Below are 21615 nucleotides of genomic sequence, written 5' to 3'. Positions count from 1 at the left end.
TTTCGGTGGTCATAGCGTGAGGGAAACGCCCGGTTACATTCCGAACCCGGAAGCTAAGCCTCACAGCGCCGATGGTACTGCAGGGGGGACCCTGTGGGAGAGTAGGACGCCGCCGAACTAAAATTAGAGCTCCGGCTCTCGGGATTCATCCCGAGAGCCGGAGCTTTTTTGTTTTCCGGCAGGTTTTCCCCGTGACGTTTTACCGTGACGCCTCCCCCTCTGCGCTGCGGCGTCGGGGCTGCGGGTAAGGTCAGGGGGCATCGTTGGCTCATTTCCCACAGGAGGCCCCCGGGTGGAGGTCCAGGAGACCCGCGTTCAGACGGACCGGGTCCTCACCATCCCGAACATCCTCAGCATGGCGCGCCTCGTCGGCGTACCCGTCTTCCTGTGGTTGATCCTCAGGCCGGAGTTCGGCGGCCCCAACAGCGACGGCTGGGCGCTGCTCATCCTCATGCTGAGCGGTATCACCGACTATCTGGACGGGAAGCTCGCCCGGCGCTGGAACCAGATCAGCAGCCTCGGCCGGCTGCTGGATCCCGCGGCGGACCGGCTCTACATTCTGTCGACGCTCGTCGGCCTCACCTGGCGCGAGATTCTTCCGATCTGGCTGACGGCCGCGCTTCTGGCACGCGAGCTGGTTCTGCTGGTGATGGTGTGGATCCTCCGGCGTCACGGCTATCCGCCCCCGCAGGTGAACTTCCTCGGGAAGGCGGCCACCTTCAACCTGATGTACGCCTTCCCGTTGCTGCTGCTCAGTGACGCGAACGGTTGGATCGCGTCAGTCGGCGCTATTTTCGGATGGGCGTTCGCAGGATGGGGTACAACCCTCTACTGGTGGGCAGGAGTCCTCTACGTGGTGCAGGTCCGCCGGTTGGTCCGGGCGGACACCATGGCCGATTGAGCTCGGCCCGATTGGGCGGCTGTAGTGCCCCGATGGCCCGCGCTCGAAAACTGCGGGACAATCAGGACGGGTGAAGTCGGCTGTACCGTCGTCTCTTCAAGGAGGACGCTTCCGACATGAAGGCCGTCGTGATGGCCGGAGGCGAAGGCACACGCCTTCGCCCTATGACCTCAAGCATGCCCAAGCCGCTCCTGCCGGTGGTGAACCGGCCGATCATGGAGCATGTGCTCAGGCTGCTCAAAAGGCATGGGCTCAACGAGACCGTCGTTACTGTTCAGTTCCTGGCCTCGCTGGTCAAGAACTACTTCGGTGACGGTGAAGAGCTCGGCATGGAGCTCACTTATGCCAATGAGGAGAAGCCCCTCGGCACTGCCGGGAGCGTCAAGAACGCCGAGGACGCGTTGAAGGACGACGCGTTTCTCGTCATCTCCGGTGATGCGCTCACCGACTTCGATCTCACCGAACTCATCAATTTCCACAAGGAGAAGGGCGCGCTCGTCACCGTCTGTCTGACGCGCGTCCCCAACCCGTTGGAATTCGGTATCACCATCGTGGACGAGGAAGGCAAGGTCGAACGCTTCCTGGAGAAGCCGACCTGGGGCCAGGTCTTCTCGGACACCGTGAACACCGGCATCTATGTCATGGAGCCCGAGGTCTTCGACTACGTCGAGGCCGACGTATCCGTCGACTGGTCCGGAGACGTTTTTCCCCAGCTCATGAAGGAAGGCAAGCCGATCTACGGCTATATCGCCGAGGGCTACTGGGAGGACGTCGGTACTCACGAGAGCTACGTGAAGGCGCAGGCCGACGTCCTGGAGGGCAAGGTCGACGTCGAGCTCGACGGGTTCGAGATCTCTCCGGGCGTATGGGTCGCCGAGGGTGCCGAGGTGCATCCGGACGCGGTGCTGCGTGGGCCCCTGTACATCGGTGACTACGCCAAGGTCGAGGCGAACGCCGAAATCCGCGAGCACACCGTCATCGGTTCCAACGTCGTCGTCAAGACCGGTGCCTTCCTGCACAGAGCTGTCGTGCACGACAACGTGTACGTCGGTCAGCACTGCAATCTGCGCGGCTGCGTGATCGGAAAGAACACCGACATCATGCGAGCCGCGCGGATCGAGGACGGCGCTGTCATCGGCGACGAGTGCCTCGTCGGTGAAGAATCGATCATTCAGGGCAACGTCCGCGTCTACCCGTTCAAGACCATCGAGGCCGGCGCCTTCGTCAACACCTCGGTGATCTGGGAGTCGCGGGGGCAGGCACAGCTCTTCGGTGCCCGCGGTGTGTCCGGGATCCTGAACGTGGAGATCACCCCGGAACTCGCCGTGCGCCTCGCGGGGGCTTACGCGACGACCCTCAAGAAGGGCTCCACCGTCACCACGGCCCGTGACCACTCCCGAGGTGCTCGCGCGCTGAAACGGGCCGTGATCTCGGCGTTGCAGGCCAGCGCCATCGACGTACGCGACCTGGAGAACGTACCGCTGCCGGTGGCCCGGCAGCAGACGGCCCGGGGCAGTGCGGGCGGAATCATGATCCGGACGACACCCGGAGTGCCGGACTCCGTCGACATCATGTTCTTCGACGGGCAGGGTGCCGACCTGTCGCAGGGCGGGCAGCGGAAGCTCGACCGGGTGTTCGCGCGGCAGGAGTACCGGCGCGCGTTCCCCGGCGAGATCGGGGATCTGCACTTCCCGGCCAGTGTCTTCGACTCCTACACGGGATCGCTCCTGCGGAACGTCGACACCACCGGTATCGCGGATTCCGGGCTGAAGGTGGTCGTCGACGCCTCCAACGGGAGCGCCGGACTGGTGCTGCCCAGTCTGCTGGGCAAGCTCGGCGTCGACTCCCTGACGATCAATCCCGGTCTCGACGAGTCCAGGCCGACCGAGACGGCGGACACACGGCGGGCCGGCCTGGTGCGGCTGGGCGAGATCGTCGCGTCGGCGCGAGCCGCGTTCGGAGTGCGCTTCGACCCGGTGGGCGAGCGGCTGTCGCTCGTCGACGAGAAGGGACGGATCGTCGAGGACGACCGGGCCCTGCTCGTCATGCTCGACCTGGTGGCCGCGGAGCGGCGCAGTGGGCGGGTGGCGCTGCCGGTCACCACCACACGGATCGCCGAGCAGGTGGCGGCCTACCACGGCACGCAGGTGGAGTGGACGACCACGTCGCCGGACGACCTGACGCGGGTGGGCCGCGAGGAGACGACGATCTTCGGGGGCGACGGCCGCGGCGGCTTCATCATTCCCGAGTTCAGCGGCGTCTTCGACGGCGCGGCCGCGTTCGTCCGGCTCATCGGTCTTGTGGCGCGGACACAGCTCACGCTCAGCCAGATCGACGCACGGATTCCGCGGGCGCATGTCCTCAAGCGGGACCTCGCGACGCCGTGGGCCGTGAAGGGGCTGGTGATGCGCCGGGTCGTGGAGGAGGCGGGAGACCGCTTCGTGGACACGACGGACGGCGTGCGGGTCGTGGAGACCGACGGGCGCTGGGTGATGGTGCTGCCCGACCCGGCCGAGGCGGTCACCCACCTGTGGGCGGAGGGTCCGGACGACGCTTCCGCGGAGGCTCTGCTCGACGAGTGGTCGGCTGTTGTGGACAGCGCCGGCCGCTGAAACGATCTTCACTCGTGCGTGTCGGACAAGTGTCCCCAAGGGGGCCTGTCCGGCACGCTGGTGGGGCCATTCGGAGGTAGCACCCGCGACGTGCGACGATGTGCGGCATGCCGCAGCAGCCCCCCGTTCGGAGCAGCGCTCCGCGCCCCCCGCGCCCGGACGCCTCCATGTCGCTGCTCACCAACGTCATGGATCACAGCCTCGACGACGGGTACGCCGAGGCGGCCGCCCGCAGGGAGGCCGAGGGCGCCGGCGGCATGCCGAAGACGCTCCGGTCCAAGCTGGGTCTTGCCGCAGGTCTGGTGCTCGCGGCGCTCGTGGTCACCGTGGGGGCGGCGAACGCGCGGATCGCGGCTCCTGTCGTCGCCAAGGAGCGCCAGGAGCTGATCGACCGCATCGAGCGGGAGACGTCGGCCGCGGACAAGCTGGAGAACAACGTCGACACCTTGCGTGCCGATGTGAGTGCCCGCCAGCGCGAGGCGCTCAAGAAGGACGGCGGCGGTGAGCAGGCCGACCTCGTGAGCATCCTGTCGGGTGCCACCGATGTGCACGGCCCGGGTGTGAAGCTCGTCGTGAACGACGCCAAGGAAGCCAGCACGGGCGGTGACGGCAGCAATCCGAGGGAGACCTCGGGGTTCTCGGACACCGGACGCGTGCGGGACCGTGACATGCAGCGCGTGGTCAACGGTCTGTGGGAGTCGGGCGCCGAGGCCATCGCGATCAACGGACAGCGGCTGACCGCCCTCTCGGCGATCAGGGCCGCGGGTGACGCGATACTGGTCGACAACAAGCCGCTCGTGCCGCCGTACACGGTGCTCGCGGTGGGGGACGGCCAGCGGCTCAGCACCAGGTTCCAGAACAGCGCCGACGGGCTGTATCTGCATGCCCTGCAGGAGAACTACGGCATCCGGACCAGCATTTCCACCGAGGGCGACGTCCGGTTGTCCGCCGCACCGAGTGTGATCGTACGTACAGCAGAGCCGAGCACAGAGAAGGGCACATCGTGATCGCCGTACTGGGCCTCGTCGTGGGAGTCGTGGCTGGATTGTTGGTCCGGCCCGAGGTTCCGGCGGTTGTCGAGCCTTACCTTCCGATCGCCGTCGTGGCGGCGCTCGACGCCGTGTTCGGCGGTCTGCGCGCGATGCTCGACGGCATCTTCGACGACAAGGTCTTCGTGGTCTCGTTCCTGTCGAACGTGGTCGTCGCCGCGCTGATCGTCTTCCTGGGCGACAAGTTGGGTGTGGGTGCCCAGCTCTCCACCGGTGTCGTGGTCGTCCTCGGCATCCGTATCTTCTCCAACGCCGCGGCGATCCGTCGCCACGTGTTCCGGGCGTGAGGGCGATGAGCAAGAGCAACGAGGACGAAGCCCCCGAGAACCCGCTGCGCAGAGAGCTGCCTGAAGAGGTCTCCGCGGCCGCGGAGGAGCCCGAGCCGGATACGGCAGAGGAGAGCGGCGAGCCGTCGCTCTCCGGCCGTCAGAGGCTGGGCAAGGGGTTGTGGCCGCCGCGTGTGTCGCGCGCCCAACTCATCGTCGCGGTGCTGCTGTTCGGCCTCGGTTTCGGCCTGGCCGTCCAGGTGGCGTCCAACAGCGACGGGGACAGCGCCCTGCGCGGAGCGCGCCAAGAGGATCTCGTGCGCATTCTCGATGAACTCGACAACCGAACTCAGCGTCTTGAGGACGAGAAGCAGGGTCTCGAGGATCAGCGCACCGAGCTGGAGAACAGCTCGGACCAGGCCGAGGAGGCCCGCAAGCAGACGGTCGAGAAGGAGAAGCAACTCGGCATTCTGGCGGGCACCGTAGCCGCTCAGGGACCCGGCATCACCCTGACGATCGACGACACGAAGGGGACGGTCAAGGCGGACATGCTGCTCGACGCGATCCAGGAACTGCGCGCGGCCGGCGCGGAGGCGATCCAGGTGAACGGTGTACGCGTGGTCGCCGGTACCTATCTCGCCGATTCCGGCAGCGGAGTGAAGGTCGACGGGAACAAGATCACCCAGCCCTATCGTTTCAAGGTCATCGGCAAGCCTCAGGACCTTGAGCCGGCGCTGAACATCCCGGGAGGCGTGGTGCAGACACTGGAGAAGGAGCAGGCCACCGTCACGGTGGACCGCTCGACGAAGATCGTCGTGGACGCCTTGCGACCGGCGGAGCGGCCTGACTACGCTCGGTCGTCCTCCCGGTGAACCGGGGTCGCATGGGGACCGCCGGGCGAGGGCATGAGGTTGCGGGGGGTCGGCGCACCGAATGGGTGGTGCGTGGTGGAAACTGTCTGGTGGATACGGACGTTGTGAGGATGTCCGGGTCGACCGGTGTGTTCAATCAGGGTTCGTCCTGCCCCACGGGCGGGTCTGTTTCGGTCAAGGGGAATCGCCCGTGAAGTTGTTTGCGAAGTTGTTCGGCAAGAGCGCGCGAGAGGGCAGCGGTGACAACGCGACTGCCCGGCACCGCGCACCGCGCCAGGGAGACGCGGAGGCCCAGGGCGGCGACCGCCCGCTGTTCCGGGACCAGGTCACCGGTCCCGGTGGTCAGGGCGCGTCGTCTGTTGACCCTGCCCAGCCTGGCCGCATAGGTTTCGGGGACCCGTCAGCCTCAAGCACGGGTGGAGGGTTCGCCCCCGATCCGTATGCGTCCCATGCCCCTGGTGGGCAGCCGCGGCAGGAGGATCCGTCCATGTCGGCCCAGGTGTGTACGAGGTGCGGTAACCGCAACGCGGAGAACAGCCGGTTCTGCTCCAACTGCGGTGCGCCGCTGCGGGGCGCCGCGGAGCGTCCGTCGGAGACGACGTCCACGATCTCCATCTCCGGCATCGAAGCCTACGACGCCGAGGTGACGGGCCAGACGCCGTCGCCGATGCTCTCCCCGGAGGCCCAGGCGGCGGTCGACGCGCTGCCGGTCGGCTCGGCGCTGCTGGTCGTGCGGCGTGGCCCGAACTCGGGCAGCCGCTTCCTGCTGGACGGTGAGCTGACCACGGCCGGGCGCCATCCGCAGAGCGACATCTTCCTCGACGACGTGACGGTGTCGCGCCGGCATGTGGAGTTCCGTCGCGTGGCGGACGGTTCGTTCACGGTCGCCGACGTCGGCAGCCTGAACGGCACCTACGTCAACCGGGAGCGGATCGACCAGGTCCCGCTGTCGAACGGTGACGAGGTGCAGATCGGCAAGTACCGGCTGGTGTTCTACGCGAGCCAGCGGGGCATCTGACCCTCCCCCAACTCCGTCCGGGGGGACACCGAGGGAATGTCCATGCTTCAAACACCGAGCGGCGGTGCCGGCAGCGGTACCGCCGCGGCGGACAATGGGCTGATGAGCATCGGCGCGGTGCTGAACGTGCTGCGCGACGAGTTCCCCGAAGTCACCATCTCCAAGATCAGGTTCCTGGAGTCGGAGGGGCTCGTCGAGCCGCGGCGTACCCCTTCGGGGTACCGCAAGTTCAGCCCGAACGATGTCGAGCGCCTCGGCCACGTCCTGAGGATGCAGCGTGACCACTACCTGCCGTTGAAGGTGATCCGCGAGCACCTGGACGCCCTGGAGCGCGGTGAGCAGGTGCGTCTGCCCTCCGTGGGGCGCCAGCGCGACTCGGCCGAGGGAGAAGCCCCGGGAGGGCTCTACGGCGAGCCCGAGGGGCCCACGGCGGCCCGGGTGGGCCGTGAGGAGCTGCTGGCCGCCGCGGAGATCGGCGAGCAGGAGCTCCAGGAGTGGGAGTCGTACGGGCTGATCGGCCCGTTGCCCGACGGTGTCTACGACGCCGAGGCGGTGACCGTCGCAGCGCTCGTCGTCGAGCTGGGACGCTTCGGGATCGAGCCGCGCCATCTGCGGGCGATGAAGGCGGCGGCGGAGCGCGACGCGGGCCTCGTGGATCAGGTGGTCGCGCCCCTGCGGCGGCACCGCAATCCGCAGACCCGGGCGCATGCGGAGGCCCGTACGAAGGAGCTCGCGGGCCTCACGGTGAAGCTGCACGCGGCGCTCGTGCAGACCGCGCTGGGCGTGCGACTGCGCTGATCCGGGGCACCGGCGCAGGCGGTGGATCGTCCACCCGTTCTGTGCCCGACTACCCAAACGTCCCGGGCACGGCCTAGGGTTGCTGTGTGAACGAGCTCGATGTCGTAGGTGTCCGGGTCGAAATGCCCTCCAACCAACCGATCGTGCTTCTGCGTGAAGTGGGAGGCGACCGCTACCTCCCCATCTGGATCGGACCGGGGGAGGCGACGGCGATCGCCTTCGCTCAGCAGGGCATGGCCCCGGCCCGACCGCTGACCCACGACCTGTTCAAGGACGTGCTGGAGGCCGTCGGCCAGGAGCTCACCGAAGTACGCATCACGGACCTGCGCGAGGGCGTCTTCTACGCCGAGCTCGTGTTCGCCAGCGGGGTCGAGGTGAGCGCCCGTCCGTCCGACGCCATAGCGCTTGCCCTGCGCACGGGGACGCCGATCTACGGCAGCGACGGCGTGCTCGACGACGCGGGCATCGCGATCCCGGACGAGCAGGAGGACGAGGTGGAGAAGTTCCGCGAGTTCCTCGACCAGATCTCGCCCGAGGACTTCGGCACCAACAGTCAGTGACGCCGGGGAACGGAGGGAAGCTCCGGGCGGCATTTGCCCGCGGCGAGTGTGGTGTGCCGCGGCCCGTGCCGGGAGCATTCGGCTAGCCTTTCCCCGCGGTAGGGCACGGGAAACCACTCTTAGGGTGATTATCACTCGGCGTGCCGAGTGTGGCGATCGTTGACGCGCCCCTGGTGACTGCCTACCGTCGAGAAGGCAGGTCAAGGACGGAGGTCGGCGTGAGAAGCAGCGGCGACGGTACGGCTGGGGGTGCCCCCGGACGCGGTCTGGGGGAGAGCGGCCCGTACCCTCCCCCAAGCTCTCGGCTCGACTCGAGCAGGGGGCACCCTCATCATGGCGGCGCGGCCGATCAGGTTCCGCGGCGGCCGACGGCAGTGCCCGGCGAGGGAGAGGTTGTTCCCGAGGAGGTCGGCTACCGGGGACCCACGGCGTGCGCAGCCGCGGGCATCACCTACCGGCAGCTGGACTACTGGGCGCGGACCGGGCTGGTCGAGCCGAGTGTGCGTCCCGCCTACGGGTCGGGGACGCAGCGTCTCTACAGCTTCCGGGACGTGGTGGTCCTGAAGATCGTCAAGCGGTTCCTCGACACCGGGGTGTCGCTGCAGAACATCCGCACCACGGTCCAGCACCTGAGGGAGCGCGGCTTCCAGGACCTGGAGCGCATGACGTTGATGAGCGACGGCGCGACGGTCTACGAGTGCACCTCGCCCGACGAGGTCCACGCGTTGTTGCAGGGCGGCCAGGGGGTCTTCGGGATTGCCGTGGGCGTCGTGTGGCGGGACGTCGAGAGTGCCCTGTCGCAGCTGCACGGAGAGCGCGTGGACACCGGTGAGACGCTCCTCGGGCACAATCCCGCCGACGAGCTGGCGCGCAGACGCAACCGCGCGGTGTGACGCGTGGGACCTTCGATGACGTGATGCCCCGGCGTGCCGGGGCATTGTCAGTGGCGTAGGGCAGCATCGGACATGTGAGAACCGCGCCCACGATCCTGCATCTCGACATGGATGCCTTCTTCGCCTCGGCGGAGCAGGCGTCCAAGCCGAGCCTGCGCGGGAAAGCCGTCGTCGTGGGCGGACTCGGACCCCGTGGAGTCGTCGCCACGGCCTCGTACGAGGCACGCGTCTTCGGGGTGAATTCGGCGATGCCCATGGCCCAGGCACGCCGGCGCGCTCCGAACGCCGCCTATCTCGTGCCGCGCTTCGGCCTCTACCGGGAGATCAGCGAGCAGGTGATGGGGCTGCTGCGGGCCCTGTCGCCGCTGGTGGAGCCGCTGAGTCTGGACGAGGCGTTCGTGGATCTGGAGGCGGGCGGGACGGCCTGGGACGACGCCTCGGCGCGGCTGGCCGGTGCGAAGCTGCGCGCGGACATCCGGGCGGTCACGGGGCTCACGGGGTCGGTGGGGCTGGCCGCCTCCAAGATGCTGGCGAAGATCGCCTCGGAGCAGGCCAAGCCCGACGGTCTCGTGCTGATCGAGCCGGGCACCGAGCGGGCGCTGCTCGGGCCGATGCCGGTGCGGACGCTGCCGGGTGTCGGGCCGGCGACCGGCGACCATCTGCGGCGGGCGGGCATCGCCACCGTCGAGGAACTCGCCGAGGCGGGCGAGGACGAGCTCGTGCGCCTGCTGGGGAAGGCTCACGGGCACGCGCTGTTCGCGATGGCGCTGGCCCACGACGACCGGCCGGTGGTGGCCGAGCGGGAGACCAAGTCGGTGTCGGTCGAGGACACGTACGACGTGGACATCCACGACCGGGTCCGGGTGGGCCTGGAGGTGGCGCGGCTCGCGGACCGGTGTGTGCGGCGGCTGCGCGGGGCCGGACTGTCGGGGCGGACGATCGTGCTGAAGGTGCGCAGGTACGACTTCTCGACGCTGACCCGGTCCGAGACGCTGCGGGGGCCCACGGACGACACCGGAGTCGTGCGGGAGGCCGCCGCGCGGCTGCTGGAGGGCGTGGACACCACCGGAGGCGTACGCCTGCTGGGGGTCGGCGTCTCCGGGCTCGCCGACTACACGCAGGAGGACCTGTTCGCGCAGGCCCAGGCCTCCGTCGAGCCGACGGCCGAGGATCATCCGGCGGACGAGCCCGCGGAAGGGGCCGTCGCGGAGGAGGAGGCGCCGGCCGAGCGGCGGTGGCCCTCGGGGCACGACGTGCGGCACGCCGAGCACGGGCATGGATGGGTGCAGGGGAGCGGCCTGGGGCGGGTCACGGTCCGGTTCGAGACGCCCTACTCCGGGCCCGGGCGGGTGCGGACGTTCCGGACGGACGATCCGCAGCTGGAACCGGCGGATCCGCTGCCCCTGGTGGAGCGAAGACCCGAGACGACCCCCGAGACGGCCGATGGGCTGCCGGCGGGTTCCGGGCCGTGGGCGGAGGAAGCCGGGACGCAGGATCCGGACCCGGGGTCTCAGGCGTCCTCCGTGCCCGCGAGCCGGCCGAAGTCCCGGTCCGGCGGCGGAGGAGGGGCCGCCACGTCGAGACCGTAGTGGTGGTAGAGCTGGAGTTCCTGTTCGGGGGAGAGGTGACGTCCGACACCGAAGTCGGGGGCGTCCTTGATCAGGGCTCGTTCGAAGGGAATGCGCAGGGTCCCCTCGACGACTTCGCTCGGCTCCAGGGGAACGAAGGCGTCTCTGCTGAACAGGCCGGTGCGTATGGCCGCCCACTCAGGGACACCGGTCGCGTCGTCGAGGTAGACCTCGTCGATCGTGCCGATCTTGGTGCCATTGCTGTCGAACGCCTTGCGGCCGATCAGGTTGCGCGGATCGATGTCGGTCTGCACGGTCCCTCCACGTGGTCGCAAACTCATCCGTAAGTACTACAAAAGAGCAGATTCGGGAAGGCGGCCACTCGAAGGCTGGCGGCTTGTCCCCGCTGGTAGGCTGGCAGCTGGCTGCTGATCCCGTGCGGGAGAGTCCTCCAGACTTCACCGGAGGCGCCGAAGGAGCAACTCCTCCCCGGAATCTCTCAGGCTCACGTACCGCACGGACGAGGTCACTCTGGAAAGCAGGGCGGGTGTCGATGGCCTCCGCTCTCACCGACGGTGAAAGCCGGGTCGCCCACGGGCGGTCCGGTGAAACTCTCAGGTTGAGATGACAGAGGGGGAGGCCGTCGGGGTACCCGTGCCGGGGTGCCCCTCGAAGGTCGCGTCAGACCAGGAGGCCTCCGCCATGACCGCCCCTCGCATTTCGCTCTCCGAGCTCGAACAGGGAATCCCCTTCGAGCAGCGCCACATCGGACCCGACTCCGAAGCGCGCGCCAAGATGCTCGCGCACGTCGGATACGGCTCGCTCGACGAGCTGACGGCCGCCGCGGTGCCGGACGTGATCAAGAACGTCGAGGCCCTGAAGCTGCCGGCCGCGCGCACCGAGGCCGAGGTACTGGCCGAGCTCCGCTCCCTCGCGGACCGCAACCAGGTGCTCGGCTCCATGATCGGCCTCGGTTACTACGGCACGTTCACCCCGCCGGTGATCCTGCGCAACGTCATGGAGAACCCGGCCTGGTACACCGCGTACACGCCCTACCAGCCGGAGATCTCGCAGGGCCGTCTCGAGGCGCTGCTGAACTTCCAGACCGTCGTCGCCGAGCTGACCGGACTGCCGACGTCCGGTGCCTCGCTGCTCGACGAGGGCACCGCCGCCGCCGAGGCGATGGCGCTGTCCCGCCGTATGGGCAAGAACAAGAAGGGCCTCTTCCTGGTCGACGCGGACGCTCTGCCGCAGACCATCGCCGTCATCGAGACGCGTGCCGAGCCGACCGGTGTCGAGGTCGTCGTCGCCGACCTCGGCGAGGGCATCCCGGCCGACCTGGCCGGGCGTGAGATCAACGGCGTGCTGATCCAGTACCCGGGCGCCTCCGGTGTCGTACGCGACATCAAGCCGATCATCGGGCAGGCGCACGAGCTGGGCGCGGTCGTCACCGTCGCCGCCGATCTGCTCGCCCTGACCCTGCTGACCTCGCCCGGCGAGCTCGACGCGGACATCGCGGTCGGCACGACGCAGCGCTTCGGTGTGCCGATGGGCTTCGGCGGCCCGCACGCCGGTTACATGGCGGTGCGCGAGAAGTTCGCGCGCAGCCTCCCCGGCCGGCTGGTCGGTGTCTCCGTGGACGCCGACGGGCACAAGGCGTACCGCCTCGCCCTGCAGACGCGTGAGCAGCACATCCGCCGTGAGAAGGCGACCAGCAACATCTGTACGGCTCAGGTGCTGCTCGCCGTGATGGCCGGCATGTATGCCGTCTACCACGGTCCCGACGGTCTGCGGACCATCGCGCGGCGTACCCACCGCTACGCCACCCTCCTGGCCGCGGGTCTCACCGCCGGCGGCGTCGAGGTCGTGCACGGCGCGTACTTCGACACGATCACCGTGCGGGTCCCGGGCCGCGCCGCCGGCATAGTGGCCGCCGCCCGCGACAACGGCGTCAACCTCCACCCCGTCGACGCCGACCACGTGTCGATCTCGTGCGACGAGACGACCACGCGCGCCCAGCTGGCCGCCGTGTGGACCGCCTTCGGCGTCGACGCCGACGTCGAGGCTCTGGACGCGAGCGCGGAGGACACCCTGCCGGCCGCGCTGCTTCGCACCGACGAGTACCTCACGCACCCCGTCTTCCACGAGCACCGCTCCGAGACCGCGATGCTGCGCTACCTGCGCAGGCTCTCCGACCGCGACTACGCGCTGGACCGCGGCATGATCCCGCTGGGCTCCTGCACGATGAAGCTCAACGCGACCACCGAGATGGAGCCGGTCACCTGGCCCGAGTTCGGGCAGCTGCACCCCTTCGTGCCCGCCGAGCAGGCGCGCGGTTACCTGACGCTCATCCACGAGCTGGAGGACCAGCTCGCCGAGGTCACCGGCTACGACAAGGTGTCGCTCCAGCCCAACGCCGGATCGCAGGGCGAGCTGGCCGGTCTGCTGGCCGTCCGCGGCTACCACCGCGCCAACGGTGACGACCAGCGCACCGTCTGCCTCATCCCGTCCTCCGCGCACGGCACCAACGCCGCCAGCGCCGTGATGGCCGGCATGAAGGTCGTCGTCGTGAAGACCGCGGACGACGGTGAGATCGACGTCGAGGACCTGCGCGCCAAGATCGAGCAGTACCGCGACGAGCTGTCGGTCCTGATGATCACGTACCCCTCGACGCACGGGGTGTTCGAGGAGCACGTCGCCGACATCTGCGCCCAGGTGCACGAGGCCGGCGGCCAGGTCTACGTCGACGGCGCCAACCTCAACGCCCTGGTGGGCCTCGCCAAGCCGGGTCACTTCGGCGGCGACGTCTCGCACCTGAACCTGCACAAGACCTTCTGCATCCCGCACGGCGGCGGCGGTCCGGGCGTCGGCCCGGTCGGTGTGCGCGCGCACCTCGCGCCGTACCTGCCGAACCACCCGCTCCAGCCGGAGGCCGGTCCGGAGACCGGTGTCGGCCCGATCTCGGCCGCTCCCTGGGGCTCCGCGGGCATCCTGCCCATCTCCTGGTCGTACGTCCGGCTGATGGGCGGCGAGGGCCTCAAGCGTGCCACGCAGGTGGCCGTGCTCTCCGCCAACTACATCGCCAAGCGCCTGGAGCCGCACTACCCGGTGCTGTACACCGGTCCCGGCGGTCTGGTCGCGCACGAGTGCATCATCGACCTGCGTCCGCTCACCAAGGCGACCGGTGTGAGCGTCGACGACATCGCCAAGCGTCTGATCGACTACGGCTTCCACGCGCCGACGATGTCGTTCCCGGTGGCCGGCACGCTGATGATCGAGCCGACCGAGTCCGAGGACCTGGGCGAGCTCGACCGGTTCTGCGAGGCGATGATCGCGATCCGCGCGGAGATCGAGAAGGTCGGCTCCGGCGAGTGGACCGTGGACGACAACCCGCTGCGTGGGGCCCCGCACACCGCCGCCGCGCTCGGCGGCGACTGGGAGCGCCCCTACAGCCGCGAGGAGGCCGTCTTCCCGGCCGGTGTCTCGGCCGCCGACAAGTACTGGCCGCCGGTGCGCCGCATCGACCAGGCGTACGGCGACCGGAACCTCGTCTGCTCCTGCCCGCCGCTGGACGCCTACGAGGACTGATCAGCGCTCGGCACGTGGACGCCTACGGGGAGTGATCACCCTCGGACATGCGTCGGGGCCGGTTCGGAGAGTACGTCTCCGGGCCGGCCCCTCGTGTGTCTGGGCGGCCTGTCACGGCCGCCCGGGTCGTGCGGCTCAGGCGGCCGTCATCACCGGTGCGCCGCCCAGCGGGCGGTGCGGGGCGATGATCTGGCCGTCCGGCAGGAGCTCACCGGTGTCCTCGAAGAGCAGAACGCCGTTGCACAGCAGGCTCCATCCCTGCTCCGGGTGGTGCGCCGCAAGGCGGGCGGACTCCCGGTCGGCTGATTCGGCTGAGGGACACGGCGGCTGGTGCTGGCACATGGATGGGATCTTTCGCTGGGTCGAGTCGTGAGTGATGGCAGTGGTGTCTGTCGCGCGGCTTGAAGTGCTCATGGCCGCCCCCCGTTGGTTGTGGTCCGGAACCCAGTGTTGCCCCACGGGCGTGAATCCGCAGGGATTTGCGGGCACCGCTTCTCACAGGTTCATGACGCGTCACCCGTGCGGAGGGTTCACCTCAACTGCATTGCCTTTTTGGGTGGTTCGAGATGGCCGAATAGGGCTAGTCAGGTCGGACCCGGGGCGCGTTCTCCCTCGTACGAGCGCTGTGGAGCCCTAACGAGCGAGCGGCATTCCTGGTCGGAGACAGCGACGTGCCCCGCGACCGGGTGACGGCGGCGGGGCACGGACGTCGGGGCTCAGGCGGGTGAGCTGAGCAGGGGTGCGGGGGTGACCCGATGGGTGAGGACCGGCAGCAGTTCGGCGACGCGGTGCGGACGGTGTGCGGCGATGCCGGGCGGGGCGGGTGCGAGCGGGACCAGGAGGTCGGTGGCGGCCGGATGGCCGGTGGCGCCGTCCGCCGTGCAGTCGCCGTGCAGCCACAGGGTGAGCATGTACAGCTCGGGTACGGACAACAGGCGTGCCTGGTAGGGCTGTTGCATGGTCTCGGCCTGCCGCACGGCGTGTTCCGTCGCGGCGATGTAGGGGCCCTCGAAGAAGCGTGAGAACGCCCAGCCGTCCGGAGTGAGCATGGTGTCGGCCGCGGCCACCGCGCGCTCGCCGCAGCGGATGAGGAAGCGCCACCCGGCGAGCCGGGTGGTGGAGGCGCCCTCGGGAGTGATGCGGTCCAGGACGTGGACGGGCAGCGGGAGTTCGGGAGTGGCGGGTCCCTGTGCCAGGCGCAGGGACGGGGTACGGGCTTCGCGGACAGCGGTGGGGGAACCGAGTGCCGTGAGAACGGTGCGCAGGGCGGGCGCGGGAGCCGGGGGTACGTGCAGCGGCATGGTGGGTCGCCTCTCATTCGACAGGCACAGTGGCGCGAGGGCGGGGGCGGACGGCGCTGTCAGCTCTCGGGTCAGAGGGGCGAGGGGTCTGGATCTGCCGACAGGTTGTCGCCTGTCGCCGTCACCGAGACGACAGGACCTAGGACCGCGAGCGCCAACTCTCTGCCTCGGTAGCGGAGTTTATACGACGCGTGTTCAGGCGATGTTTCGTCTAGTCGTCCCGAATATGAAGAACAAGTCGCTATTCGGTCGATGAAATGAGGAGTTCATCCCGATTCTGCGCGCTCGAACCGCGATGACCTCGGAATACCTCGCCGGAGCGGTCGGCCGATTCTCGTCGGCGTTTTTCACGAGATCATGTCGGGCGGTAAACTTGCGTATTGCTTCATGCCTGGTGAATGTGCCCGGGGGAACGGAGCCCAGCCTAGCGGTCGAAGAGCGAGCGCGGGACGTTATGGATCGCGTTGCCTGGGCATCATCCCCCGTGACCCGGGACGCCAGGGCCGGAGCGTCGGCCTGCCCATCCGAGGAGGGACACTTCGATGGGGGAGAAGGTCGTGGCAGGGACGTTCGGCCTGTCCGATCGGCAGCGCTACCGCGACAAGCTCCGACAGTGTCTGACGGGGCTGGAGCGACTGCTGGAGGAGAAGCGGTTCGATCGCCCGAAGAATCTGATGGGGCTGGAGATCGAATTGAATCTCGCAGGCCCGGACGGCATGCCGAGGATGATGAATGCGCAAGTACTCGAAAGGATTGCGAGCCGCGACTTCCAAACAGAACTCGCCATGTTCAACCTGGAAGTCAACATAGCCCCACACCGTCTGGGCGGCCGGGTTTTCGACCGGCTCGCCGAGGAGATCCGCACTTCGCTCGCGTATGCCCATCGGAAAGCCAGCGAGGTCGACGCCGGAATCGTGATGATCGGCATCCTGCCGACGCTCGGCCGGGAAGACCTGGTGTCCTCGAACCTCTCGGACGTCGACCGTTACACGCTGCTCAACGACCAGATCGTGGCCGCGCGCGGAGAGGACTTCGAGCTCGACATCGACGGTGTCGAGCGCCTGGTCTGCAGGTCGGCATCCATCGCGCCCGAGGCCGCCTGCACCTCGGTGCAGTTGCATCTCCAGGTCACACCGGGCCGTTTCGCGGATGTGTGGAACGCCGCGCAGGCGGTCGCCGCCCCGCAGGTCGCGGTCGGAGCCAACTCGCCGTTCCTGTTCGGGCACGAGCTGTGGCGGGAGTCGAGGCCCCCGCTCTTCCAGCAGTCCACCGACACCCGGCCGCCCGAGCTGCAGGCGCAGGGCGTCAGACCGCGCACCTGGTTCGGCGAGCGGTGGGTCACCTCGGCGTACGACCTCTTCGAGGAGAATCTGCGGTTCTTCCCGCCACTGCTGCCCATCTGCGACGAGGAGGATCCGCTCGGTGTCCTCGACGCCGGGGGTGTACCCAAGCTCGCCGAGCTGGTGCTGCACAACGGCACGGTGTACCGCTGGAACAGGCCCGTGTACGGCATCGCCGACGGCGTCCCGCATCTGCGCGTCGAGAACCGGGTGCTGCCCGCCGGCCCGACCGTCACCGACGTCATCGCCAACGCGGCGTTCTACTACGGGCTGGTGCGCGCGCTCGCCGAGGAGCCGCGACCGGTGTGGACACGACTGTCCTTCGAGGCGGCCGCCGCGAACTTCGACGCGGCCTGCCGGCACGGCATCGACGCGCGCCTGGAGTGGCCGCGGCGCGGCCGTTACGGCGGAACCACGCAGGTGGACGCCGCGAACCTGATCCGCGACGAGCTGCTGCCGCTGGCGGCAGCCGGGCTCGACGCCTGGGGTGTCGAACCCGCCGACCGGGACTTCTACCTGGGCGTGATCGAGGGCCGGTGCCGGCTGCGCGTCAACGGCGCGACCTGGCAGGCGGCCACCTTCCACCGGGCCCTCGAGAAGGGGCTCGGGCGGGATGCCGCACTGGCCGCCACGACGCGGCGGTACGGCGAGCTGATGCACCTCGGGGAGCCGGTGCACACCTGGCCGGTGGGCCTGCCGGAGCCGGTTCCGCTGGGGTGACGCGGGGCGGGGCGACGGTGCCCTCCGGCTGACGCGGGGACGCCGGAGCCGGTACCGAGGGCGGACCGGGCCCGGCGCCCTGGGCGGCCGTCGCGTGCCGGCGACTCTGCCGACGGGGCCGGGTGGAGGCCGAGGGGGGGCGTCAGGTCGCGTTGTTCGCGCCTGCCGCCACGATCGCCTTGAGCATCGCCGAGTGGATCTGCGAGGGCTCGTTGACCCGCTGGCCGGAGCCGCCGGTCGCCTTGGCGATCTGATCGACCTCCCGCTTGTCGGTGTCGGGGCCCACCGCGATCGCGATCAGCGCCACCGGGCGTTCCGGGTCGGCCAGTTTCTGCAGCTCGGAGACGAGCTCGGACCGCGAGATGCTGCCGGGGTCCTTGTTGACCCCGTCCGTGAGGATGACCAGCGCGTTGAACCGGCCCTCGGCGTAGGAGGCGACGGCCGCCTTGTACGCGGCGAGTGTGGTGTCGTACAGACCGGTGTCCCCCTCCGGGACCGGCTTGAGGGACCTGAAGGCCGCCGACAGCTTCGCGTGCTGGGTGCCGGCGCCCTTGCCGTCGCCGAGCCGCTCGGTCGGCACGAGCACGCGGTAGTCCTTGTCGCCGTCGAGCTTCGTGGAGAACTTCCACAGCCCGATCTCGTCCTCGGGGGTGAATGTGGCGAGCGCCTGGAGCAGGGCCGTCCTGGTGACCTCCATGCGGGACCGGTCGCTGCCCGGTACCAGCTCGGACATGGAGGCGGAGGCGTCGACGACCGTGGTCATCCGGGCGTTCTCCACCGTTATCGTCCACATGCCGAGGGCCTCCTGCACGGCCTCCGCCGACGACGGTCCGGTCAGGACGCGCGCGTACGGCTGCGGAGACCTCCCGCCCGCCTCGGTGACCAGGGTGTCCGACGGATTCTCCGCGTCCGTGCGGAAACCGAACATCCGCAGGAACTGCCGAGGTGCCGGCTCCTCGAGCAGCGTCATGAACCGCAGGGCCGCACGGCTCTCGTCCGTGCTCAGCCGTGGGTTGTCGACCAGCGTGTACGGGTAGTCGAGCAGCGGCGCGCCGTCCTCGGGGTAGAAGAGGTCGAGGCCGGCGCCGGCGTTCTGCGAGGTGTTGTGGGTGAACGCCGCCTGCTCGGAGAGGATCAGCGCCTGATTGCGCCCGGCATCGCTCCGACCGGTGCCGGAGGAGTCGTGGAGCAGGGTGTCCAGGACCTGGGTATCGCTGTCGGACGTGCGCCGCGAGAGCGTCTTCGCCGTGGCGGCAGCCTGGGTGTCCCCGCCCTTGCCCCGGGCGGCGGCCGCGCTGAGACGGGTGAGCGCGAGCAGTCCCGTCGAGCTGTGGGCGGGATCGGCCGTGCCCAGCCTGAGTCCCTCGCCCGCCGTAGTCGCCCCGGCCAGCTCGGTCCAGGTGTACGTCTTCCTCGGCCAGCCCAGCGTCTTGGCGGCCGAGGGGACCATGGCGACGCCGATCGGTGAGGAGGCGACGTTGCCCGCGCCGGTGACCTGCGTCGCGGTGCTGGTCTCGGCGACGCGCTGCACCCACACGTCGGAGTCCGGGACCCAGACCTGGGCGTCGGTCTTCTTGCCCGACCGGAGTTCGTCGGCGACCTTGTAGGACTCGCGCGCCTTCACCCTGACGTCGAGGCAGCGGCCGTCGGAGGTGATGTTCTTCTCGCGGGCGTCCTCGGCGGTGGCCCTGAGCGCCGGCGCGATGTCCGGCGAGGCGACCACCTCGATGTGCACGGCGTCGTCCTGGCAGGAGCTCTCGAAGGAGAGCAGGCCCCCACGGACAGCGGCGGCCGTGCCTCCGGCGACGGTGAGGACGAGCGCCGTCGCGACGGCCACATTGCGGCGGCGGGCGCGGGTCCGGGGGTCGGCGGTGCCCGCCCGGTACGCGTCGGGCAAGCTGTGTCGTCCCATGACGGTGATGTTCCTCCCAGGTGAGGCCTGAGCCGTGAGAGAGCCGTAGAACAGGCAGGGGGGAAGTGTGCCCCGTACGGCGCCCGCCCCCCAACGGCCTGTCGCGCACGATCTTCGCAACTTCTTTCGAGACCCTAGCGGGGCGAAGATGGGGATGAGGCGGGATTACCCAACTGGAGGCGGGAGTGCAGGTGGAGGCTGGGGCGGTGGGGGATTCCATTCCGGGGACGGAGGGGCTGACACGACGGATTCTCCGGGACGAGACGCTGCTCGTCCTGGCGTTGTCGCTCGGCGCGAGCGGAGTGTCCGCGCTGATCAGTTTCGTCGGATCGGTCACCAAACCGGGGGGCCTCAAGGACCAGGCGGCCACCCTCAACGCCTCGGCGGCGCCGGGCCGTCCCTGGCTCGATCTGGCCTGGCAGCTCTTCGGCATCGCTTCGGCTCTGGTGCCGGTCGCGCTCGTCGCGCACCTGCTGATGCGCGAGGGCAAGGGGATGCGGGTGATCGGCTTCGACCGGACGCGTCCCTGGCCGGACCTCGGTCGCGGTGCCGTGGTCGCGGCCGTGATCGGCAGTACGGGGATCGCCTTCTATCTGGCGGCACGCGGGTTCGGCGCCAACCTCACGGTGGTGCCCGAGGCGTTGCCGGACGTGTGGTGGAAGTTCCCGGTGCTGATCCTCTCGGCGGTGCAGAACGCCGTGCTGGAGGAGGTCATCGTCGTCGGGTATCTGCTGCGCCGGCTAGGGCAGTTGGGCTGGACGCCGGGGACCGCGCTGATGGCGAGCGCGGTGCTGCGCGGCTCGTACCACCTCTACCAGGGCATCGGCGGTTTCGTCGGCAACATGGCGATGGGCGTGGTCTTCGTCTGGCTGTACCGGCGTTGGGGCCGGGTCGGGCCGCTGGTGGTCGCACACTCGCTGCTCGACATCGGGGCCTTCGTGGGCTACGCGCTGCTCGCGGGCAAGGTGGGGTGGCTCCCGACGGCGTGAGCCGAGCGGCGGGACCTGATCTCGACGGATCTCTAAGGGGCGTACGACCATCTCGTACGCCCCTTTCGTGTGCTGTCGCGCGAGGCCCGGGGGTTGCTACGCGAGCAGCTCACCCTCGATGACGGTGACCGCGTGCCCGGTCAGGAGGGTGCGGTCGCCACGCACTTCGGTGCGGACCAGGCCGGAGCGCGGGGAGGCCTGCAGGCCGGTGAGACCGGGGCGGCCGAGACGCTCGGACCAGAACGGGGCGAGCGCCGTGTGGGCGCTGCCGGTGACCGGGTCCTCGTCGATGCCGACGTTCGGGAAGAAGCAGCGGGAGACGAAGTCGTAGCCCCGGGAGGGGTCTTCGGCGCGGGCGGTCGCGATGATGCCACGCTCGGAGTAGCGGGCGAGCGCCTTGTGGTCCGGGGCGAGACCGAGGACCGTCTTCTCGTCGGCGACCTCGACCAGCAGGTCACCGGTGTTCGGGCCGGTGTCGAGGGTGGCGAGCGGCTCGGCGCCCAGTGCCTCGGCCACGCCTTCGGGGATCTCGACCGGGGTGAGCGGGGCGGTCGGGAAGTCCAGGGTGATCGAGCCGTCGGCGTCGGGCGTGGCGATGAGAACACCGCTGCGCGTGGCGAAACGCACGGGACCTTCGTGGGCGCCCGTGCTGGACAGGACGTGCGCCGCCGCCAGGGTCGCGTGCCCGCACAGGGCGACCTCGGTGGTGGGGGTGAACCAGCGCAGCGCCCAGTCGGCCTCGCCGCCGTCGGGAAGACGGTGCGCGAACGCCGTCTCCGCGTGGTTGACCTCCTTGGCCACGTTCTGGAGCCAGGCGTCGTCCGGGAAGGAGTCGAGGAGGAGGACCCCGGCCGGGTTGCCGGCGAAGGGACGGTCGGTGAAGGCGTCGACGATACGAATGCGCATGTCCCGAAGCTAGCGCTCGCGGGAAGCCGCGGGCCAAGGCCAATCCGGGGGATCTGGACTCATGTCGGCCCGGGCGGGCGGTGAGGGCGGAGGGGGAGGCACGGAGGGCGAGGGCGGGATGGTGGCACGGGTGGCACGGGTGACCGGGGCACCGTGGCGAGGCCGGGACCGCGGGACGGCGGAACAGCCGGACGGCGGAAACGGCCGGACGGCGGGACGACCGGCACCCGTGGCACGGGTGTCGGACGTGGTGGTGAGGGCGGGTGTCACATCCGTTGGCCCGGTGGTGTCTTCATGCCGAGGAAGCAGACGTCCGAGGAGG

General features: G+C 69.4%; 18 protein-coding genes, 1 rRNA gene and 1 riboswitch. Of the genes, 14 read left to right on the top strand and 5 right to left on the bottom strand.

Translation table 11 applies throughout. The features are described from left to right. Position 1 precedes the first annotated feature (1 nt). The 11 genes from rrf to OG788_RS09630 all read left to right on the top strand — a co-directional run bounded on the left by rrf (position 2) and on the right by OG788_RS09630 (position 10558). Positions 2-118, top strand: a 5S ribosomal RNA gene (gene rrf, locus OG788_RS09680). Positions 119-292: 174 nt separating this feature from the next. Then, positions 293-901, top strand: coding sequence for a CDP-alcohol phosphatidyltransferase family protein (locus OG788_RS09675; RefSeq protein ID WP_406370156.1), 609 nt, complete (start codon positions 293-295; stop codon positions 899-901). A gap of 116 nt (positions 902-1017) precedes the next feature. Further along, complete coding sequence (locus OG788_RS09670; protein WP_406370154.1) at positions 1018-3513, top strand: sugar phosphate nucleotidyltransferase; 2496 nt, start codon at positions 1018-1020, stop codon at positions 3511-3513. Positions 3514-3611: 98 nt separating this feature from the next. Beyond that, entirely contained in the window at positions 3612-4520 is a 909-nt protein-coding gene (locus OG788_RS09665) for a DUF881 domain-containing protein (protein WP_356758881.1), read from the top strand. Further along, positions 4517-4849, top strand: coding sequence for a small basic family protein (locus tag OG788_RS09660; protein WP_003988855.1), 333 nt, complete (start codon positions 4517-4519; stop codon positions 4847-4849). Before OG788_RS09665 ends, OG788_RS09660 begins: the two co-directional genes overlap by 4 nt. 5 nt (positions 4850-4854) lie before the next feature. Then, positions 4855-5700: a DUF881 domain-containing protein gene (locus tag OG788_RS09655; RefSeq protein ID WP_406370152.1), complete on the top strand. Its 846-nt coding sequence runs from the start codon at positions 4855-4857 to the stop codon at positions 5698-5700. Positions 5701-5761: 61 nt separating this feature from the next. Further along, positions 5762-6718, top strand: coding sequence for an FHA domain-containing protein (locus OG788_RS09650; RefSeq protein ID WP_266756280.1), 957 nt, complete (start codon positions 5762-5764; stop codon positions 6716-6718). Positions 6719-6760: 42 nt separating this feature from the next. After that, a complete protein-coding gene (locus OG788_RS09645) occupies positions 6761-7516 on the top strand; it encodes a MerR family transcriptional regulator (protein ID WP_406370150.1) in 756 nt (251 codons plus the stop codon). A gap of 86 nt (positions 7517-7602) precedes the next feature. Then, the gene (locus OG788_RS09640) at positions 7603-8076 is read left to right on the top strand and encodes a bifunctional nuclease family protein (protein WP_006123076.1); all 474 of its coding nucleotides are present in this window, start codon (positions 7603-7605) and stop codon (positions 8074-8076) included. A gap of 218 nt (positions 8077-8294) precedes the next feature. Further along, entirely contained in the window at positions 8295-8969 is a 675-nt protein-coding gene (locus OG788_RS09635) for a MerR family transcriptional regulator (protein WP_351554182.1), read from the top strand. A gap of 74 nt (positions 8970-9043) precedes the next feature. Further along, positions 9044-10558 carry a DNA polymerase IV gene (locus OG788_RS09630; protein ID WP_406370148.1) on the top strand — a complete coding sequence of 505 codons (1515 nt, stop codon included), beginning with the start codon at positions 9044-9046 and terminating at the stop codon, positions 10556-10558. Here the strand turns inward: OG788_RS09630 and OG788_RS09625 are convergent. Beyond that, positions 10480-10851 carry a PRC-barrel domain-containing protein gene (locus tag OG788_RS09625; protein ID WP_351554188.1) on the bottom strand — a complete coding sequence of 124 codons (372 nt, stop codon included), beginning with the start codon at positions 10849-10851 and terminating at the stop codon, positions 10480-10482. The two genes, OG788_RS09630 and OG788_RS09625, sit on opposite strands and share 79 nt — an antisense overlap. A gap of 115 nt (positions 10852-10966) precedes the next feature. Next, positions 10967-11062, top strand: a riboswitch (glycine riboswitch). A gap of 177 nt (positions 11063-11239) precedes the next feature. Between OG788_RS09625 and gcvP the strand changes: the two genes are divergently transcribed. Next, a complete protein-coding gene (gene gcvP, locus OG788_RS09620) occupies positions 11240-14125 on the top strand; it encodes an aminomethyl-transferring glycine dehydrogenase (protein WP_406370145.1) in 2886 nt (961 codons plus the stop codon). A gap of 135 nt (positions 14126-14260) precedes the next feature. Here gcvP and OG788_RS09615 read toward each other — a convergent pair whose 3' ends face one another. Beyond that, complete coding sequence (locus tag OG788_RS09615; protein ID WP_261704097.1) at positions 14261-14467, bottom strand: DUF5999 family protein; 207 nt, start codon at positions 14465-14467, stop codon at positions 14261-14263. Between the two features lie 374 nt (positions 14468-14841). Continuing rightward, positions 14842-15426: a hypothetical protein gene (locus OG788_RS09610; RefSeq protein WP_356758871.1), complete on the bottom strand. Its 585-nt coding sequence runs from the start codon at positions 15424-15426 to the stop codon at positions 14842-14844. 542 nt (positions 15427-15968) lie between these two features. Here OG788_RS09610 and OG788_RS09605 point away from each other — a divergent pair. Continuing rightward, positions 15969-17486: a glutamate--cysteine ligase gene (locus tag OG788_RS09605; protein ID WP_406370143.1), complete on the top strand. Its 1518-nt coding sequence runs from the start codon at positions 15969-15971 to the stop codon at positions 17484-17486. A gap of 142 nt (positions 17487-17628) precedes the next feature. On the opposite strand, the gene OG788_RS09600 is transcribed toward OG788_RS09605, so the two are convergent. Then, entirely contained in the window at positions 17629-19398 is a 1770-nt protein-coding gene (locus OG788_RS09600) for a substrate-binding and VWA domain-containing protein (protein ID WP_406370141.1), read from the bottom strand. A 185-nt stretch (positions 19399-19583) separates the two neighbouring features. On the opposite strand from OG788_RS09600, the gene OG788_RS09595 reads away from it, so the two are divergent. Beyond that, positions 19584-20387 (top strand): type II CAAX endopeptidase family protein, encoded by an 804-nt coding sequence (locus OG788_RS09595; RefSeq protein WP_351554203.1) that lies wholly within the window; start codon positions 19584-19586, stop codon positions 20385-20387. Between the two features lie 96 nt (positions 20388-20483). On the opposite strand, the gene OG788_RS09590 is transcribed toward OG788_RS09595, so the two are convergent. After that, positions 20484-21293, bottom strand: coding sequence for a PhzF family phenazine biosynthesis protein (locus tag OG788_RS09590; RefSeq protein ID WP_406370140.1), 810 nt, complete (start codon positions 21291-21293; stop codon positions 20484-20486). Between the last annotated feature and the right edge of the window lie 322 nt (positions 21294-21615).

The organism is Streptomyces sp. NBC_00647, from assembly GCF_045207245.1.
Classification (GTDB): domain Bacteria; phylum Actinomycetota; class Actinomycetes; order Streptomycetales; family Streptomycetaceae; genus Streptomyces.
The sequence above is the reverse complement of the archived record's forward strand: the minus strand, read 5'-3'. Positions and strand labels throughout refer to the sequence as shown.

Coding starts and splice junctions, on each gene's coding strand:
- OG788_RS09670 (WP_406370154.1), top strand. CDS start 1,018: ATGAAGGCCGTCGTGATGGCCGGAGGCGAAGGCACACGCCTTCGCCCT.
- OG788_RS09665 (WP_356758881.1), top strand. CDS start 3,612: ATGTGCGGCATGCCGCAGCAGCCCCCCGTTCGGAGCAGCGCTCCGCGC.
- OG788_RS09655 (WP_406370152.1), top strand. CDS start 4,855: ATGAGCAAGAGCAACGAGGACGAAGCCCCCGAGAACCCGCTGCGCAGA.
- OG788_RS09650 (WP_266756280.1), top strand. CDS start 5,762: ATGGGTGGTGCGTGGTGGAAACTGTCTGGTGGATACGGACGTTGTGAG.
- OG788_RS09645 (WP_406370150.1), top strand. CDS start 6,761: ATGCTTCAAACACCGAGCGGCGGTGCCGGCAGCGGTACCGCCGCGGCG.
- gcvP (WP_406370145.1), top strand. CDS start 11,240: ATGACCGCCCCTCGCATTTCGCTCTCCGAGCTCGAACAGGGAATCCCC.
- OG788_RS09615 (WP_261704097.1), bottom strand. CDS start 14,467: ATGTGCCAGCACCAGCCGCCGTGTCCCTCAGCCGAATCAGCCGACCGG.
- OG788_RS09610 (WP_356758871.1), bottom strand. CDS start 15,426: ATGCCGCTGCACGTACCCCCGGCTCCCGCGCCCGCCCTGCGCACCGTT.
- OG788_RS09605 (WP_406370143.1), top strand. CDS start 15,969: ATGGGGGAGAAGGTCGTGGCAGGGACGTTCGGCCTGTCCGATCGGCAG.
- OG788_RS09600 (WP_406370141.1), bottom strand. CDS start 19,398: ATGGGACGACACAGCTTGCCCGACGCGTACCGGGCGGGCACCGCCGAC.
- OG788_RS09590 (WP_406370140.1), bottom strand. CDS start 21,293: ATGCGCATTCGTATCGTCGACGCCTTCACCGACCGTCCCTTCGCCGGC.